Source organism: Gluconacetobacter dulcium, assembly GCF_014174165.1.
Classification (GTDB): Bacteria; Pseudomonadota; Alphaproteobacteria; order Acetobacterales; family Acetobacteraceae; genus Gluconacetobacter; species Gluconacetobacter dulcium.
This window is the reverse complement of the sequence record NZ_JABEQN010000003.1, coordinates 44,004-62,219: the sequence shown is the minus strand read 5'-3', so window position 1 is coordinate 62,219 and position 18,216 is coordinate 44,004. Positions and strand designations below refer to the sequence as shown.

The following is an 18,216-nucleotide window of genomic DNA, read 5'->3' as shown; positions in this document are numbered from 1 at the left end:
TCCCGTGTCCATCGCCGCCCTCGTCGCGTTCCTGCTCATGGTGCGGCCGTCCCCGTGGCAACCCCAGTGGCCGTTCCCAGGCGCTTCGTGCTGTCGTGCCGGGCCTGGAGCGCGGTCCACCAGTCGCGATGTTCCAGATACCATTGCACCGTGCGGCGCAGACCGGTTTCGAAATCGTGGCGGGGGCGCCAGCCCAGTTCGGCCTCGGCGTGCGACGGGTCGATCTCGTAGCGGAAATCATGCCCCGGCCGGTCGGTGACATAGCGGATCAGCCGTGCGTGCGGCCCCGCCGGGTCGGGGCGCAACTCGTCCAGAATGGCGCAGATGGCGCGGACGACCTCCAGGTTGGTGCGCGGCTGGCGGGCGCCGATGGCGTAGGTCTCGCCGGGCTGGCCGCGTTCCACCGCCAGCACCAGGGCTTCGGCGTGGTCGTCGACGAACAGCCAGTCGCGCATGTTGCCGCCATCGCCGTAAACGGGCAGGGCGCGCCCGTTGATGGCATTGATCGTCACCAGCGGGATCAGCTTTTCGGGAAAATGCCAGAAGCCGTAATTGTTGGTGGTGTTGGTCACGAAGGTCGGCAGCCCGTACGTATGCTGCCAGGCCCGCACCAGATGGTCCGAAGCCGCCTTGGAGGCCGAGTAGGGGCTGCGCGGGTCATAGGGTGTGGTTTCGGTAAAAGGCGGATCGCCCGGCTGCAACGTGCCGAACACCTCGTCGGTCGAGATGTGATGGAAGCGGAACGCCGCCTGCCGCGCCGCGTCCAGCCCCGACCAGTAATCCCGCGCCGCCTGTAGCAGGGTGAAGGTGCCCAGCACATTGGTCGTCATGAACACGCCGGGGCCGTCGATCGAACGGTCCACATGGCTTTCGGCGGCCAGATGCATCACCGCATCCGGCTGATGGGTCGTAAAGACGGCCCGCATCGCCGCGCCATCGGTAATGTCGGCCTGGATATGCAGGTAACGCGGGTCCGCCGCCACATCGGCAGTGGAGTCCCGCGTGGCGGCATAGGTCATGGTATCGACATTCACCACGGTGTGGCCGGTGGCCCCGATCACATGCCGCACCACCGCCGACCCGATAAAACCGCATCCACCTGTTACCAGTATACGCACACTCATGCCTCGTTTGTTGGTGTAATCATGCTACAATCAAAAAGCCACTGCGCAAGAAAATAAATGTTATAAGATGTTTCGTTATTTTGTTTTGATGGCAGAGTTTTTATTATTTATTTAACCTCTGTCTGGCTGGAGGAACTGGCCGAATGGATGGCTGGTTATTTCGTATTTTCCTGCCACCGGTTTCGTCCTGCATCGCGGCATATGGGCGGCAGGATATCGGGCAGAAGATAATGGGTCGTAAAGGCGCTCGTCGCTGCATCTCCCTGCAACGGCTGCCGTCCGGTCGAGTTGCGCAATCGGGCACGGCACGATGAAAACCCGGCCCCCGCCACGCGGCGCGCGCGCCGCGCAAACAGCCTCTTACCGGCCGGCCACGGCGCGCGGCAGGGGGGTATGGTTCATCAGGCATCCGGCAAGCTCCCGGCCAAGCTGATCGACGCGGATATCGTGCCGTGGGCCGGCAGGGCGCGTGCGGTCGAGAATGAAATAATCGGTCGAAGCGCCGATATGCGCGCCATCGTTCATGAGAACCGGCAGGCTGGGCTGGTGGTCGCCATAGAGCGCGAAGATCCCGCCATCCTCATTCAGCCAGCGGGAGCCTGCCAGTTGGCCGATCATCCGGTCGGTGCCCATCAGGCTGTCCAGATAACCGCCCAGCATGGGCGCGAACGGGCTGTCGGTTTCGGCCCGCGCAGACCACGGGCCGTGATTGGCGACCGTGATGGCGAACAGAAAGACGGGCCGCGTCTCGCGGGCGATGAAATCGTTGATCCAGGCGCCCAGCACTTCGTCGGGCACCAGTTCGCCGCGCCGGGATTCGAACGCCTCGCCACCGATGAAGTGATCGAAGCCGAGATTGGGCATGACCTTGTGCCGCCCATAGAAGCGGCGGTCATAGGGGTGCACGCACACGGTCAGATAGCCGGCCTGCCGCATGCGCGCCGCCAGCGTGTCCAGCGGCCGGCGCGCGAAGGAATAATAGGGATTGAACCGGTCCAGCCCCAGATCGGCCGGGGTGGCACCGCTGATGGCCGCGAATTCGCTGCGGGTGGTATTGGCTCCCCAGGAATCGACATCGAGGCGCCCATGCCGCCACGCCTGGTCGCGGCAGGCCTGGAATTCCGTCAGCGGTGACGGCAGGGCCGGGTCCAGCCTGCCGATATCGAAGAACGATTCGGCCTGGACCAGCACGACCGGCGGCTTGTCCGGCGGCACGCTCACGCTACCGAAACGGCAGGCCGCCTGGCGCGCCGGCCGTTCCTGGCGCGAGCAGACGGTATGCGCGGCGAAGCTGCCCAGCATTCCCAGCGTCCTGGCGTCCTCCACCGGGTCGCCGCTGGGCCGCAGCAGGCGGATCACCCTGGCCATGACGTTCAGCGACGGCCGCCAGAAATAGGCGGCGATCGGCACGATCAGCAGCAGCGCCCCGACCAGCCGCGACAGCGCCGGGTCGCCCGGCATCGCCGGGGGCTCGATGGAAAACAGCAGCGCCGTCGCCCCCACCAGCAACCCGCCGATCCCGTAGAAGATCGCGGGATGGACATAGGGCAGGTAGAAGCGCGGATGGGTAAAGACCAGCAGCAGTTCGCTGGCATCGGCAAACACGATCGGCTCGCGCAGAACCGCCCGCTTGGTATGGTCGGCCAGCAGCAACCCCGCCGCCAGCACCACCCACAGCAACGCCGACGATGCCGGGCGCTGCGTCAGCAACGCCAGCGAGAGCCATAAGATCAGAGCGACCGCCACATCGGGCAGATCGTTCCAGATCGGCCGGAACGGCCTGCAACTCGTGATCCGAAGAATGACAAGTGCGATGATCGCGAGACCTGATACGGCCGCGACAGCCCAGCCGTGCATCCTATGCTCCCGTTTTCCGCGCGCGGCGCGGCGCGGTCATCTGTCGCGTCTGGGCACTCGGGGGCATGCTCGGCAAAATTCGGTTCTCGTCGCGTAGGGATCGATGGGGCATGTCTCTTACCGGGAAGAAGGAGCTTTTGCCATGCCGATGATCTGGCTGGATGCCCGGAACATGAACCGGACTGGTGGCACTGGTGTGGCACGCTATACGGAACTCACCGCCGAATGTCTGGCCGGGGCGGGCATGCAGCCGACCTACCTCACCGACTACGCCCCCGGCATGGCCCCGGCTAACCCGCACACGCTGGCCCGGCAGATCTGGCGCCGGCTGCAAAGCCTGCGCCCGCATTACCGCGCGACCCTGCACTCTGCGAACCAGGGCGGGGCGGCCGATGGGGCAGGGCAGGCACCCAGTGCGGCGCCGTGGGCGGTCTGTCCCGACATTTTCCGCATCGCCCATGTCAAATTCACGCATCAGGGCACCCTGGCACGGGTCAGGACAGCCGCGCCGCCCGACATCATGCACTGGACCTATCCCCTGCCGATCCGGCTGGAAGGCGCGCGCAACGTGGTCACGGTCCACGATGCCGTGCCGCTGACCCATCCGGACCTGACGGGAATCGACTCCGAACGGTTCCGGCGCCTGATGATGCGCCTGGCCGAAAGCAGCGATGTGATCGTAACGGTTTCCGAAACCGCGCGGCAGGACATCATCACCCAGTGCGGCATCGCCCCGTCGCGCATCCACAACCTCTACCAGGCCGTGACGTTCTCCGAAGACGAACTGCGGCAGGCGCGCGCCGCCCGGCCGCCGGCCCCGCCGGGCTATTTCGTGCATGTCGGCCGGGTCGAGCGACGCAAGAACATCTGCCGCCTGGTCGCCGCCCATGCGCGCAGCGGCACGCGCCGGCCGCTGGTGCTGATCGGCCCCGACGGCGACGACAGGCCGGATTACGCACCGTTCGTCGGCGACACGCCGGTCATCCGCCTGCCCTGGAGCGATCGCGCCACCCTGGTCCGGACGATGCAGGACGCCCACGCCCTGCTCTTTCCCTCCCTGGCCGAAGGATTCGGCATCCCGATCATCGAGGCGATGCTCCTGGGCACCCCGGTCCTGACCGCGCGCGGCGGCGCGACCGGCGAGATTGCGACGAAAGACGCCGCGATCCTGGTCGATCCGCTCGATGTCTCCGCCATCGCCCAGGGGATTCGCGTGCTGGATGGCTGGGGCGAGAACGATCCGGCCCGCCTGGCGCTGATTGCCAGAGGGGCGGCCCGCGCCACCCGCTTTTCGCCCGATGCCTATCTCGACCGGTTGCGCGGGTTTTACGCTTCACTGATGTGACGCGCGCCATGCCGGCAGGGCCTGGCGTGGCTCGTCCGGTATTTCCTGGAGTTTCAGATGCGTATTCTCGTGACCGGCACGGCAGGTTTCATCGGGTTTCATGTCGCCAGACGGCTGCTGGAAGACGGCTATACGGTCATCGGCATCGACGGGATGACGGATTATTACGACGTTTCCCTGAAACGCCGGCGTCATGCCATCCTGCATCTGTTCGAGACTTTCACGTCCCACGAATTCATGCTGGAGGATGCGCGGGCGCTGGGCGAGGTGTTCGCGCAACGGGCGCCGCAGATGGTCCTGCATCTCGCCGCCCAGGCGGGCGTCTCCCACAGTCTGGACGCACCCGGCACCTATATCGGCTCCAATATCCTCGGCACCTATACGCTGCTGGAGGCCATGCGCCGCAACCCGCCTCTTCATTTCATGATGGCGTCGTCCTCCTCGGTCTACGGGGCGAACGCGGTCCTGCCTTTTTCCGAGGCGCATCGCTGCGATCATCCGCTGAGCCTGTACGCGGCGACCAAGAAGGCGGCCGAAGACCTGGCGCACGCCTATGCCAATATCTGGAGACTCCCCACCACCGTCATGCGCTTCTTCACCGTGTACGGCCCATGGGGGCGGCCGGACATGGCACTGTTCAGGTTCATCGCCAACATCCATGCGGGCCAGCCGGTCACGCTGTACAATAACGGCGAGATGGCACGCGATTTCACCTATATCGACGACGTGGTGGAAGCCGTCCTGCGCCTCTCCAGGGTCGCCCCCGAAAAGGCAGGGGAGAGCGATCCGGGGAGCAGCCCCGTGGCCCCCTATCGCGTGGTCAATATCGGCAACAGCCAGCCCGTCAGCCTGGCGGCATTTGTCGCGGCGATCGAAAAAGCGACCGGCCGGCCATGCGTGCGCCATTATCTGCCGATACAACCGGGTGACGTGCCCCGAACCTGGGCCGACTGCTCGGCCCTCGAGGCCCTGACCGGATTCCGTCCTTCCACGCCCCTTCAAACCGGCGTGGATGCGGTCGTCGCGTGGTACGACGCGCAATACGCGCCTTCCAGCCAGCGATAAACCCACCAGCGAGAAACCCGGGGCCATCCACCGGGGCCGGATGTTTCGGCGCGGAGACGAGCGTGCTAGGAGACGGGCGTGCTAACAGACTGTTTCATAAGTCTTCGACAGGAGGGTGGTGACATGCAGGCAGCACACGGGGGGACCGCCCGACCCTGCTTCGCCCTCCTCTCGCCGGGCCGCCCACGGGCATGACCGGGTTCCTGCGGATACCGCCCTTCCACCGATCGGTGCCCGTGCTCGCCCGCGCGCGGCAGGACACCGCACCTGCGTTCCCCGTTGCGGATGCGGAGCGGGACGAACTGGCGGAGCGGATCTGTCGCGAACGGGTCGGCGGGTGTTTCTGGGCGCCGGCACCCACGCAGCGGCGTCCGGTCCTGGTCGTCCTGTCCCGCACGGCGCGCGCACGCCATCGCGCCGTGGCCATGCTGAAGCACGTCCTGGCGGCCCATCCCGCGCGGGATGTCCTGCTGGTCCGCCGGGGACCGGCGGAGGCCGCCTCGGGGCTGGCTGGGCGCCTCGGCATCGCGCATGCGCCCTGGCAGAGCGATCCGCATGCGCTGCTCGATGGCGTGACGCGGGTCTACGCCGATTCGGTGGGCGATGTCGTGCGGCTGGCAGCCCTGCGGGACCTGCCTGTCGTGCTTGGGGCGGAAGGCGGGCAGGAGCAGCCCTTGCTGCGGGCCGATGTGCTGGCCGATCTTCTGGACCGCACGGATTACGTCAGTCCCTACAGCTCCGCGCCAATCCCCTGTGCCGAGGCAATTACCCTGCTGGCCGACTGGCGCCGCACGATCCTGGTCAACCGCCAGATCGTGGCCTGCCTGGGCATGTCGCGGTGGAAACGGCGGCGCATCGCCGATTTCCTGGCGCAGGCGCCCGGCGCTCCCCCGTTCATCCCGGCTTTTCGCGCCGGCCCGCCGGGCGCCATCGCGGTCTGGGCAACGCGCCTGCCACCGGGGCTGGAGGACGATGCCCGCCGGGCGGGCACGCCTCTCTGGCGCGTGGAAGACGGGTTCGTCCGCTCCATCGGCCTGGGCAGCGCGCTGATGCCGCCATCCTCGATCACCCTCGACACGCGCGGAATCTATTACGATCCGGCGCGGGAGAGCGACCTGGAACATATCCTGGCGACCGCCTCCTTCGACCCGGCGCTGCGCGCCCGCGCCCGGCGGCTCACCGACTCCCTGGTCCGGCTCGGCATTTCCAAATACGGCGCCGGCCAGGCCGCCCGCGTGTCCGAAGCGTGGGACAGCGGAGACCGGCGGACGATCCTGGTGCCCGGACAGGTGGCGGACGACCAGTCGGTGCGCTGCGGCGGCGGCCGGATCGGCGGCAATCTGGAACTGCTCCAGGCCGTCCGGCGACATAATCCTGACGCCTTTATCGTCTACAGGCCACATCCTGATGTCGAGGCAACGCACAGATTGGGCCACATGGAGGATTCCGTCGTCATGCAACTGGCCGATCGCATCGACCGGGGCGGGGCGATCCTCGATACGATCGCCCGGGTCGACGAGGTCCATACCCTGACCTCCCTTGCCGGGTTCGAGGCGCTTATGCGCGGACGGCGGGTTGTGACCTATGGCGCGCCGTTCTATGCGGGGTGGGGGCTGACGGTCGACCTGGGGGATGTTCCCGCACGCCGGACACGGCGCCTGTCCCTGGAAGACCTCGTTGCCGGAGTGCTGATTCTGTTCCCGCGCTATCTCGACCCGGTTACGCGACTGCCCTGCGGTCCGGAAGTTCTGATCGACCGTCTGCAAACCCCCGACCTGTGGCGCCCCACGCCATGGATGCGCGCGCTGGCCGCGCAGACGGCGCTGCGCAAGGCATGGGCGCGCATCCGGTCGGCCCGCCCCGCATGAGCGGCAGTGTGGCGCACGGTTCGCGACGGCCGGCCGACATCCTGCCCCGTCCGGTTCTGATGGATATCTCCCGCCTGCTGTCGCGCGCCGGCAGCGCCGTGCCGACGGGGATCGACCGTGTGGAACTGGAATATGCGCTGTATCTCATGCGCTTTCCCGCGTCCCAGGTCATGTTCGTGGCCTTTCACCCGATCGGGCGCATCGGCCTCATGCCGCGTCGGCTGACGGATCGTTTCCTGCGGACCCTCGCACGCGCCTGGGCAGGCGGCACGCGGCCGTCGCGCACGGCGTCGCTGCTGGCCGGGCTGCTGTTGCAGGCCGCGGCCCTCGGGGCGGCCGGCCGTGCGAAACACCGCCGGACCTATCTGCTGCTTTCGCATCATCACCTGATGCGCGACGACGCGATCGAGGTTTTTCTGAAACGGGCCGATGCCACGATGGCGGTCATGGTCCACGACCTGATCCCGATCGAATATCCCGAATATGCCCGCCCGACCGAACCCGACCGCCATCGCCGCCGCATGGATACCGTGGGGCGGCTGGCGGAGTGCGTGATCGTCCCGTCCCGGCCGGTCGGGGACGCATTGCGCGATTATCTGGCCCCCCACGGGCCTTGTCCGCCGGTCAGCGTGGTGCATCACGGCTGCCTTGTTCCGTCCAACGGTCCGGCATTGGTGGGCAATCTGGCGCCCGACGCCCCCTATTTCGTGATCCTGGGCACGATCGAGCCGCGCAAGAACCACCTGCTGCTGCTGAATCTGTGGCGCCAGATGGCGATGGAGGGCGGCACCACGCCCCTGCCGCATCTGGTGATCATCGGCCGACGCGGATGGGAAAACGAGAACATCCTGGACATGATCGAACGATGCCCCGCCTTGCAGGGGGTCGTGCACGAACACGCCACGTTATCCGACCAGGCCGTGGCGGGGCTGGTCCGGGGTGCGCGCGCGTTGCTGTTCCCGTCATTTGCCGAAGGGTTCGGCCTTCCGCTGCTGGAAGCATTGGCAATGGGCGTTCCGTGCCTGTGCAGCGACCTGCCGGTCTTTCGCGAAATCGCCGGGGACCTCCCGGTCTATCTCGATCCATTGGACGGCCCCGGCTGGCGACGTGCGATCCGCGAACGGAGCGGGCATGACAGGGGGGCGGCCGCGCAGGCACCCCCGTCATTCGCCGACTGGCCGACCCAGGTGGTGGCCGGCCTCGCCGCCCTGGCCGTGATCGAGTGCGGAAACGAGCAATAGCGGAATCGCCGACAGGCGCGCCATGGGGCGTTCAAGGGACGGACGGACGGGGAAGGTGGGAACGGTTTGCTAAGTTTTCTGATGCTGCAAGGAAATGCCACGCCGTTCTTCTCCGAACTGGCGATTGCGCTCCGGGCAGCCGGCCATCATGTCCGCCGCATTGCCTTCAATGGCGGCGATGTCGTCTTTTCGCACGATGTCACATGGTTTCGCGGGCGCGAGCGCGCCCTGCCTGCCTTCCTCGAAAAGATCATCGCCGAGGACAAGCCGGACGGACTCATCCTGTTCGGCGACTGCCGCCCGATTCATCTCGTGGCAACCGACATCGCCCGCGCGCACGGCATCGCCATCTGGGTGTTCGAGGAAGGCTATCTCAGGCCCGGCTGGATCACGCTGGAGCCCCATGGCGTCAACGGCTTTTCGGCCCTGCCGCGCGATGCCGCGCATATCCGCGAACGGGGCCAGGCACCCTGGCCCCCCATGCATTACAACCCGCATTCCGATTTCCTGCGGCGCGCGGTCTACGATGTTTCCTATCACGGCCTGCGCGTGGCCATGGCGGCGCTGTTTCCCCATGCGCGTTTCCATGCGGCGGTCAGTCCGTTCGTGGAATATGCGGGCTGGCTGCGGGACTGGACGGGGCGCCTGGTGCGCAAGCCCAAGGACGCGATCCTGCCCCAGGGGCCGTTCATGCTGGTGCCGATGCAACTGGATGGCGACTACCAGTTGCGGGTCCATTCGCCGTTTCGCGGCATGGCCGAGGCGCTGGAACAGATCCTGGCCTCCTTCGCCGCCCATGCGCCCGACACGCTCTCCCTGGTCGTCCGCCGCCATCCGCTCGATCCGCGCCTGACGGACTGGGAAGGGCTGATCACCCAGCGCGCGCGCGCGCTGGGCATCGCGGCACGGGTCTATTTCATGGCCGATGGCCAGCTCGACCCCGTGCTGGACGCCAGCGAAGGGATCGTCACGGTCAACAGCACGGTCGGGCTGCTGGCCCTGCGGCGCGACCGCCCGGTCAAGATTCTTGGCGAAGCCATCTACGATGTTCCGGGTCTGACGTTCCAGGAACCGCTGGACCTCTTCTGGCGCGAGGCCAGCAGACCGGATGCCGAACTGCTCGATGCGTTCTGCCGCATGCTGATCCAGGAAGTCCTGGTCGAAGGCGATTTCTTCACCCCCGAGGGGCGAGCCCTCGCGGTAGAGGGCTCGGTGCGGCGGATATTGTCAGCCTATTCCGACAGGGCGCGCAGCGCCTGAGTCACGATCGAGACGGTCTGCGCGATCTGCTCGGGCGTGTGTGAGGCGCTGACGAAGAAGCGCAGCCGGGCCGCCTTCTCCGGCACGGCCGGGTGAATGATGGGCTGAACATTCAGCCCGCGCTCGAACAGCGCCTGCGACAACCGGCCGGCCAGCAGCGAACTGCCGGTGACCAGCGGCACGATGCCGTAGCCTTCCGAGGTTCCGGTATCGAAACCGGCCTCGCGGAACAGACGTAGCAGCAGCGTCGCGTTCTCGCGCAGGCGCGCGATGCGCCAGGGTTCCTCGCGGATAATGTCCAGCGCCGCCATCGAGGCCGCCGCATTGGTCGGCGGCAGGCCGACGGAATAGACAAAGCCCGCGGCGGTGCGCTTCAGGTAGGTAATGATCTCGGCCCGGCCGGCAATATAGCCGCCGCACGAGATCAGGCTCTTGCTCAGCGTCCCCATCCACAGGTCGATCGCGTCGGGCGGCACGCCGGCCTCTTCGGCAATGCCATGCCCGCGCGCGCCCAGCACGCCGGTCGAATGCGCCTCGTCCACCAGCGTCATGCAGTCGAATTCGCGGGCCAGTTCCACGAACGCCGCCAGATCAGGGATGTCGCCATCCATGCTGTAATGGCCTTCAAGCACCAGCAGCGCGCGCTTGTGCGCCCGGCGATGCATCCATAATTGCTCGCGCGCCGCCGCCACGTCGTTATGCGGAAACGCGATGCGCCGCGCACCCGACAGGATCGCGCCCTGGATCAGGCTGTTATGGGCCAGCGCATCATGGATGATCAGGTCGCCCGGCCGCATCAGTTGCGCCAGCGTGGTCACGTTGGTCGCGTGGCCCGACACCATCACCACGCAATCCTCGGCGCCATGCCAGTCGGCCAGCGCCCGCTCCAGTTCCCGATGGAACGGCCGCTCGCCAGACACCATGCGGCTGGCGGAAACCGTCGTGCCGTAGCGGTGCAGGGCCGCTTCCACCTGGGCGATGACGCGCGGATCGCCATTCAGCCCCAGATAATCGTAGGACGAGAAATTGATGTATTCCCGCCCGTCGATCAGGGTGGTGGCGGCGGCCAGCCCGTCATGCTGGCGAAAGAACGGGTCGGAAACGCCCAGCGCCGCCGCCCGCTTGGCGATGAACTCCATTTCCTCCACGCCGGGCAGCGACCAGCCGCGCGTGCTGCTCTCCGCCGGTGCGCCGCCCGACAGGCTGGCCAGCAGCTTGATGCGTTCGCCCAGCCGCCGGCCGAATTTCGGTCCTGTCATCGAGTCGTTTCTTCTTCGTTCGAAAACACGGGCTCGGGCGTCCCGGTCCCTTCGGCAACCTCGCCAGCCTCGACCACCACGTTCCGTTCCTCGTCCGAGGCCAGATGGCGCGCCATCACGGCCTCATCCGGCGTGGCGGCGGCGGCTTCCTGCCCCTTGTTGCCCAGCAGGGTGGAGACCTGGCGCGCAACGCGCCGCACCGTCATTTCCTGCCAGGCAAAGCCGGGCAGCGACACGCCCAGCCGGCGTTCCAGCCCCAGCGCCAGTTCGACCGCCGTCAGCGAATCCATACCCAGTTCAGCCAGCGGCTGGTCCAGGGGCAGGGCCTCGCGGTCGGTCTGCATGATGCGGGTCAGCTCGCCCAGGATCAGGTCGGCGACGATCTCTTCCCGCCGTTCCTCGGTGGCCGTGGCCAGCAGGCTCATCAGGTCGCCGCTATCGCCGTCCTCGTCCCGGCGCCGCGCCACGGCGCCGAACAGCGGCTCGCTCAGGATCGGCAGGCTGCCCGTGGCCTGCCAGTCCATTTCCGCCAGCACCGGCCAGGGGTCGGAGGAAGCCAGCAGGTCGGGCAGGGCATCCAGCGCCGCCATCGCGCGCATCGAACGCGCGCCCAGCCGCCGGTCCAGCGCCTCGCGCGCCGCTTCGTTGCGTTCCAGGAAACCCGCATCGGCGATCGGCCCCCAGCGCACGGCACAACCGGGCAGGCCCGCATCCCGCCGGCGCTGGATCAGCGCCTCGACCGCCGCATTGGCCGCCACATAGGCCCCCTGACCCGGCGCGCCGAGCGTGATGGTGGCGGAGGAGAAGACCAGGAACAGCGCCAGCGGATCATCCCGCGTCAGCGCGTCCAGCGACAGCGCGCCGGCCAGCTTGGCCTGTACCGAAGCCGTCACCTGTTCTTCGGATAGCGTCGCCACCAGCCCGTCCGCCACCGTCACGGCGGCATGAACGATCCCGCCCAGAGGCGGCATGGTGGCGCGGATCTCGGCAATCAGCGCCGCCAGCGCCGCATGGTCGGTCACGTCGCAGGCCCGCACCTCCACGGTCCGCGCACCGGCTTCCAGCAGCGTTTCGCGCAACGCCGCCACGCCTTCGGCCGCCGGCCCGCGCCGGCTCACCAGCACCAGATGGCGCGCCCCACGGGTCACGAGCCACCGCGCGGCCCGCGCGCCGAAGCCGCCGGTCCCGCCCGTCACCAGCATGGTGCGGTCGGCGGGCAGATCCAGCGCGGGCGGCACATGGACCGGCCCCCTCGTCAGCACGATCTTGCCGACATGCGCCGAGGTCCGCATCAGCGCGAACGCATCCGTCGCGGCCGAGGCCGGGAAGGCGGTATAAGGCAGCGGCCCGATCGCCCCATCCTCAAGCAGCGTATGCAGGCGGTCGGTCACGGTCGAAACCAGGTCCGGCCGATGCCGCACCAGCGCATCCACGTCGATCGCGTGATAGCTGACATTCTGCCGCAGCGGGCCGATACCGACGCGCGTATTGGCCAGGAAGTCGCGCTTGCCCAGTTCCAGGAAGCGGCCGAACGGGCGCACCAGTTCCAGGCTGCGCTCCATGGCCTCGCCGCTCAGGGCATTGAGCACCACATCCACGCCCAGCCCACCGGTCGCGGCCAGCACATCGGCCCCGAAGCGCAGCGACCGGCTGTCCAGCACGGTCTCGATCCCCAGTTCGCGCAGGGCCGCCCGCTTGGCGGGCGAGCCGGCGGTGGCGATGATGCGCGCGCCGACATGGCTGGCGTACTGAATGGCCGCCAGGCCGACACCGCCGGCCGCGCCATGGATCAGGATCGTCTCGCCCGCCCGCAACTGGCCAACGGTCTCCAGCGCATAGAGCACGGTCAGATACGTCACCGGGATGGTCGCACCCGCCGCGAAGGACAACCATTCCGGCAGCGCGAAGACGCTGCGCCGGTCGGTCACCACCCGGCTGGCATGGGCGGCGGCGGCCAGCGCCATCACCCGGTCGCCGGGTGCAAGGTCTGTCACCTCCGCACCCACCGCCAGCACGGTCCCCGCACATTCCATGCCCAGCGTGGCGCCGGCAAAACCGTCCAGCAGCAATTCGTCAGGCAACATGCCGATGGCCGAGAGCACATCGCGATAGTTCAGGCCGCTGGCCTGCACGTCGATCACCACGTCGCGCGGACCGGGTTCGACCCGAGGTTCCGGCATCCAGCATAACCGGTCCAGCGGGCCGGGCACGGGCTGGATCAGCCGCACATCCCCCTGCGGGCCGGCGGCGCGGGCCGGCAGGCCCTCGCGCAGGCGGCGCACAAAGCGTCCATCCGCCGTCCAGCGCACTTCGCGCTCGTCATCGGTCGCATCGCGTTCGGCATCCAGCGCCGCCGCAACCGCCGTCTCCGACAGGCCGGCAGAGAGATCGATCCGACGACAGCGCAGGGCAGGGAACTCGTTGGCGATCGTCCGGCCCAGGGCAACACGCGCGGCCTCATGCGGCGTGGCCGCCGCATCGCGGGTCACGATCGCCAGGCACTCTCCGGCTTCGGCGGCGGCACGGGCATCGCGGGCCAGCGCCAGCATCGCCTGAGCGGTCCGCGCGGTGTCATCTCCGGCATCCTGCGCGGGAGCATGCGACACGCGAATCACCGGGGCGGCCGAGACGGCCTCACCCTCGGATTCATCCGCGTCGATCGCGACCGCCGCCAGCAGGGCAAGCGGGAAGGGCGCCTGGGCGGGCACGCTCTCGGCCACCGCGCGCAGGCGGTGCGGCAGGTCGCGCCAGGCACCGATCGTCAGCAGCGGTTCAGGCGACAACGCGCGCAAGGTGGCCCAGCCCGCATCCTCGGCGGCTTCCACCACCAGGATCAGGCCGCCCGGCGCCAGCCGATCGGCATGGGCCAGCGTCGCCGCCGGCACCTGGCCGTGCAGACCGGGCGCATAGGCAACCAGCACGTCATACGCACCGGCCGGCACGGTCTCGGCCATGACGATGCCGGGCAGATGCGCCAGCACGCTCGGCCGCAGCCGCGCCTGCCGCTCGCGGTTCGGCTCCAGGATCGTGTAGTCCAGCCGGCCCGGCAGGTCTGCCAGACGCGGAACAAGCTGCCGCGTCAGCGCGGCGCGGTCGGCATGCAGTTCCAGCACGCGCAGCGGGCGATCCTGCGGCCAGTCCCGCGCATAGGCCGCGATGGTGGTCGCGATCTGCTCGGCCGCCAGTTCCACACTGCGACCGGACAGCAACTGCCGGAACGCCACGTCGGGGAAGGCATCGTCGGCGGCAACCGCCGCATTCTTCCGCTCGTCGATCCACGCCAGCAGCAATGCCGCCGGCAACCATTGCGGCAGGTCGAGGAAAAGCGTCTGCCACAACCGCGCGGCGTCCGGAGCATCGCCGGCCGGCGAAGTCTGCCCAGACAGGATCGTATGCGCCAGCAGCCCGGCATCCTTGTCGTCCGCATCGCCGACCGGCGTTTCCATGGCCGGGCGCAGCGCCAGAAACCGCTCGTCCGAGAGCGGGGCCGACGCCACGGGAGACGGCAGCCAGACCTCGTGGAAACTGCGCTCGGCCACCGGCACCGGCCGTTCGCCCGGCATGCGGGTAAACCAGCAGCCGGTCGCCGACAGCACGGCCCGGCCGGTGGCATCCAGCATCACGATGTCGGCCTCGGTTTCGCGCGGGCCGGACGTCGTTACGGCAGCCTGTCCCCGAGCAGCCGGCCCGGCCGACAGGTCCAGCCGGATCACGCCGAACTTGCGCGGCAGCGGCGCTTCGGCCGCATCGGCATGGTTGACCGCCAGCCCGACCAGCGCCTGAAAGGTGCCGTCCAGCGCCGTCGGGTCCAGGGTCAGCCCGTCGAGCGGCGGCACGCCCGTCAAGGTCGCCTCGACCCGCCCCTCGGCCATCGAAATCGCACCGACACGGCGGAAAGCCGGCCCATAGGCCAGCCCGGCGGCACGCGCGACGGCATAGAGCGCATCACCGGTCATGGCGGTATCGGTCGCGGCCGTCGGCAGGGCCGCGGGCGCGACTGGCGACAGGCCGGCACGCGCGGTGGCATGGCGCGTCCAGACCGCGTGCGACAGCCGGGGCCGGCTGTCGATGGTCACGGCGCCGTCCGCCGCCAGCCGCACCCGGATCTCGCGCAACTGCGTCTGTTCGATGATCACCGGACGCAGGATCTGGAAATCGCGCAATTCCAGAATCTCGGCCTCGGGCCACGTCGCCCGCGCGGCGGTAAAGGCGAATTCGATCAGGCAGGCAGCCGCCAGAACGATCGTCTCGCCCACCTTGTGGTCGGCCAGCCAGGGCTGCACCGCGCCATCCAGATGCGCGGTCCATTCGCTGGCATCTGCCTTGCCATGACCGCCCAGCAGGGGATGCGTACCCTGCTGGTTCCACAGCACGGCCAGCGCTTCCTCGGTCGGTTCGTACCAATGCCGCTCGCGCTGCCACTGCACGCCGGGCAGGCCCCGCACATGCGCCGGCCCCGCGAAATGCGCCGCGGACAGAATGTCGCAACCCGCCGCGAAACATGCCAGCGCGGTGCGCGGGAACGGATCGGTCGTAATCTTGGCCGGCACCGCCGGCATCACGCGCGACTGCGTATCGCCACCCCGCAGAATGTCGCGCAGATAATGCTGTAGCACCGGACGAGGGCTGATCTCGATAAAGACCGAGCCCCCTTCGGCCGCCGCCTGACGCACCGATTCCGCAAACAGCACCGGCGCGCGGACATTCCGCCACCAGTAATCGGCATCGGGCAGGACCGTGAAAGGCTGGCTGGTCACGGTCGAGATCATCAGCCGCTCGGGCTGGCGTGCGGTAATCGCACCCAGATCGCGGATCAGCGCCTCGGCAATCCGGTCCATATGGCTGCTATGATACGCATACCCCACCTTCAGGCGGTGGATCAGCAGCGACGAACTGCCCTTCGCCGCTTCCAGTCGGTCCAGCGCCTCGGCCTCGCCGGCCACCGCCAGCGCGTTGGGTGCGTTGAAGGCCGCAATCTCCAGCGTCGGCCCGGCTTCGGCCAGCAGCCGCCGCGCCTCCTCGGCATCGCCATGGAGCGCGATCATGCCCCCACCGGGCGCGGTGGCCTGATGGCGGCTGCGCAGCGCAACGATGCGCGCGGCCTCGTCCATCTCCAGCATGCCGGCATGCACCCCGGCCGCGATTTCCCCGACGCTATGGCCAACGATGATATCGGCCTTGAGTCCCTGCCGTTCCAACCCGCGCAGAACGCCGATCTGGAACGCAAACAGCATCGGCTGGGCGACATCGGCCGGATCGGCCGACCAGTCGCCCGAGCGCATCGCCTCCAGAACCGACCAGCCGAGATGCGGACGCAATGCCACATCCGCCTCCGCCACCCCGGCGGCGAAAACGGGGCTGATCTCCAGCAGATCCCGCCCCATGCCCGAGAACTGGCTGCCATTGCCGGAAAAGACAAAGACGGTGCGCGCCTGCGCAAGGGCCTGCCCGGTGACGACATCGGCCTGGGCGCGGGTCTCCACCCACGTCGCCAGCGCCGCGCGCATCTCCGCCGCGTCCCCACCGGGAACGCCCAGACGATGCGGCAGGTGGGCACGTCGCGTCGCCACGCCGCGCAGTTCGGAATCGGTCCAGGTCCGCGTGGACCAGACCCGCGCAAGACTGGCCAGACCAGCCTCGGAACGCGCGGACAGCAGCAACGGCACGGCATCGTCCGACGCCGGCGCGGCGGCCGGCGCGTCTGCCGGTTCGATCGGCGCGCTGGCCAGAACCACATGGGCATTGGCGCCGCCGAAACCGAAATTATTGACACCGGCAATCAGCGGGCCATCGTCAAGCGGACGCGCCTCGGTGACGACTTCCAGATTAAGCTCGGCGAAGGGAATGGCCGGGTTCGGGTTCGCGCAATGCAGCGAGGCGGGCAGGCGCCGGTTCTGGAGCGCAAGCATGGCCTTCAACATGCTGACCAGGCCCGATGCCGGTTCCAGATGGCCGAGATTGGTCTTGATCGAGCCGATCGGCAGCGCCGTGGCGCGCAACTGGCCCAGGGCCTTGCCCAGCGCCGTCGTCTCGACCGGATCTCCCGCCTGGGTGCCGGTGCCGTGGGCCTCCACGAAGGCGACCTGATCCGGCGAGACACCGGCCCGATCATAAACCTCGCGCAACAGATCGGCCTGGGCCTGGGCACTGGGGAAGGTCAGGCCGGGCGTCCGCCCATCGGCATTGATCCCGCTGGCCATGATCACCGCGCGGATATCGTCGCCATCCCGCCGCGCCGCCGACAGCGGCTTGAGCAGCAGCATGACGCCGCCCTCGCCACGGACATAGCCATCGGCATCGGCACTGAAGGCATGGCAACGCCCGGTCGGGGACAGCATGCTGGCCGCGCAGAAGCCGATGAAGGGATAGGGCGTCAGCAGCATGCTCACACCGCCGACCAGCGCCACGTCCGTGCGGCCCGCGCGGAGATCCTCGCAAGCCTCATGCAGGGCGAACAGCGACGACGAGCACGCCGTATCGATGGTCATGCTCGGCCCATGCAGCCCCAGCGCGTACGACACGCGATTGGAGAAGATGCTCAGCGTGTTGCCGGGCATGAAATAGGCGTTGCCCGACGACGGGTCGGTCAGGCGCAGATTGGCATATTCCAGGCCCGACGCGCCGACATACACACCGGCCGACGCGATGCGCTCCGCCGTCGTGCCGGCATCTTCCAGGGCTTCCCAGGCCAGTTCCAGCAACAGTCGCTGCTGCGGGTCCATCTGCCGGGCCTCGCGGGCCGAAATGCCGAAAAAGGCGGCATCGAACAGTTCGATCTCGTCCAGGGTCGAGGCACGGGTGGCATAGAACTTGCCGGTCTCGCCGCGACGAGGATGCCAGTAATCCCTTAATGGAAAGCGATTCTCCGGGATCGGCCGCACGCTTTCGCGTTCCTCGTCCAGCAGCTGCCACAGGCTGGTAACGTCCGGCGCCCCGGGAAGGCGGCAGGATGCGCCAACGATGGCGATGGGCTCATCCCGAGTAGTGGTCTTGGGCTCGGACGTCGAACTGTTATGCATGAAGAGATATGTGTCCCAATGCGATGATCGGATTACGATGTAACGCGGTCGGGTCGGGGGGAAAAGCCATATCGGCGTTGAAAAAATAGTTCCGCTCGTTTCATGTGCTTCCCTCGCCCGTAAACCCGTAAACAAGGCGTCAACGCCGGAACAGGCAATGGCCTTATGCTGTAAGTAT

General features: G+C 68.0%; 9 protein-coding genes. 5 read left to right on the top strand and 4 right to left on the bottom strand.

The genetic code is table 11. The annotated features are described in order from the left end of the window. Positions 1 to 35: 35 nt before the first annotated feature. Both rfbB and HLH25_RS03230 read right to left on the bottom strand, forming a co-directional pair. Positions 36 to 1,118, bottom strand: coding sequence for a dTDP-glucose 4,6-dehydratase (gene rfbB / locus HLH25_RS03235; protein WP_182972870.1), 1,083 nt, complete (start codon positions 1,116 to 1,118; stop codon positions 36 to 38). Positions 1,119 to 1,484: 366 nt separating this feature from the next. After that, the gene (locus HLH25_RS03230; RefSeq protein WP_182972706.1) at positions 1,485 to 2,981 is read right to left on the bottom strand and encodes an LTA synthase family protein; all 1,497 of its coding nucleotides are present in this window, start codon (positions 2,979 to 2,981) and stop codon (positions 1,485 to 1,487) included. Between the two features lie 142 nt (positions 2,982 to 3,123). Here HLH25_RS03230 and HLH25_RS03225 point away from each other — a divergent pair, with 142 nt between their 5' ends. The 5 genes from HLH25_RS03225 to HLH25_RS03205 all read left to right on the top strand — a co-directional run bounded on the left by HLH25_RS03225 (position 3,124) and on the right by HLH25_RS03205 (position 9,760). Then, on the top strand, positions 3,124 to 4,326 hold the full coding sequence (locus tag HLH25_RS03225; RefSeq protein ID WP_182972705.1) for a glycosyltransferase family 4 protein: 1,203 nt from the start codon (positions 3,124 to 3,126) through the stop codon (positions 4,324 to 4,326). A gap of 57 nt (positions 4,327 to 4,383) precedes the next feature. Beyond that, entirely contained in the window at positions 4,384 to 5,391 is a 1,008-nt protein-coding gene (locus HLH25_RS03220) for an NAD-dependent epimerase/dehydratase family protein (protein WP_182972704.1), read from the top strand. Positions 5,392 to 5,582: 191 nt separating this feature from the next. Beyond that, positions 5,583 to 7,259 (top strand): capsular polysaccharide export protein, LipB/KpsS family, encoded by a 1,677-nt coding sequence (locus HLH25_RS03215; RefSeq protein WP_182972703.1) that lies wholly within the window; start codon positions 5,583 to 5,585, stop codon positions 7,257 to 7,259. After that, positions 7,256 to 8,500 (top strand): glycosyltransferase family 4 protein, encoded by a 1,245-nt coding sequence (locus HLH25_RS03210; RefSeq protein WP_220791665.1) that lies wholly within the window; start codon positions 7,256 to 7,258, stop codon positions 8,498 to 8,500. The genes HLH25_RS03215 and HLH25_RS03210 overlap by 4 nt, the downstream gene beginning before the upstream one ends. 66 nt (positions 8,501 to 8,566) lie before the next feature. Next, positions 8,567 to 9,760 carry a capsule biosynthesis protein gene (locus HLH25_RS03205; RefSeq protein ID WP_182972702.1) on the top strand — a complete coding sequence of 398 codons (1,194 nt, stop codon included), beginning with the start codon at positions 8,567 to 8,569 and terminating at the stop codon, positions 9,758 to 9,760. On the opposite strand, the gene HLH25_RS03200 is transcribed toward HLH25_RS03205, so the two are convergent. Both HLH25_RS03200 and HLH25_RS03195 read right to left on the bottom strand, forming a co-directional pair. Next, positions 9,733 to 11,019, bottom strand: a complete 1,287-nt coding sequence (locus HLH25_RS03200) for an aminotransferase class I/II-fold pyridoxal phosphate-dependent enzyme (protein ID WP_182972701.1) — start codon at positions 11,017 to 11,019, stop codon at positions 9,733 to 9,735. The two genes, HLH25_RS03205 and HLH25_RS03200, sit on opposite strands and share 28 nt — an antisense overlap. Then, complete coding sequence (locus HLH25_RS03195) at positions 11,016 to 18,038, bottom strand: type I polyketide synthase (protein ID WP_182972700.1); 7,023 nt, start codon at positions 18,036 to 18,038, stop codon at positions 11,016 to 11,018. The genes HLH25_RS03200 and HLH25_RS03195 overlap by 4 nt, the downstream gene beginning before the upstream one ends. Between the last annotated feature and the right edge of the window lie 178 nt (positions 18,039 to 18,216).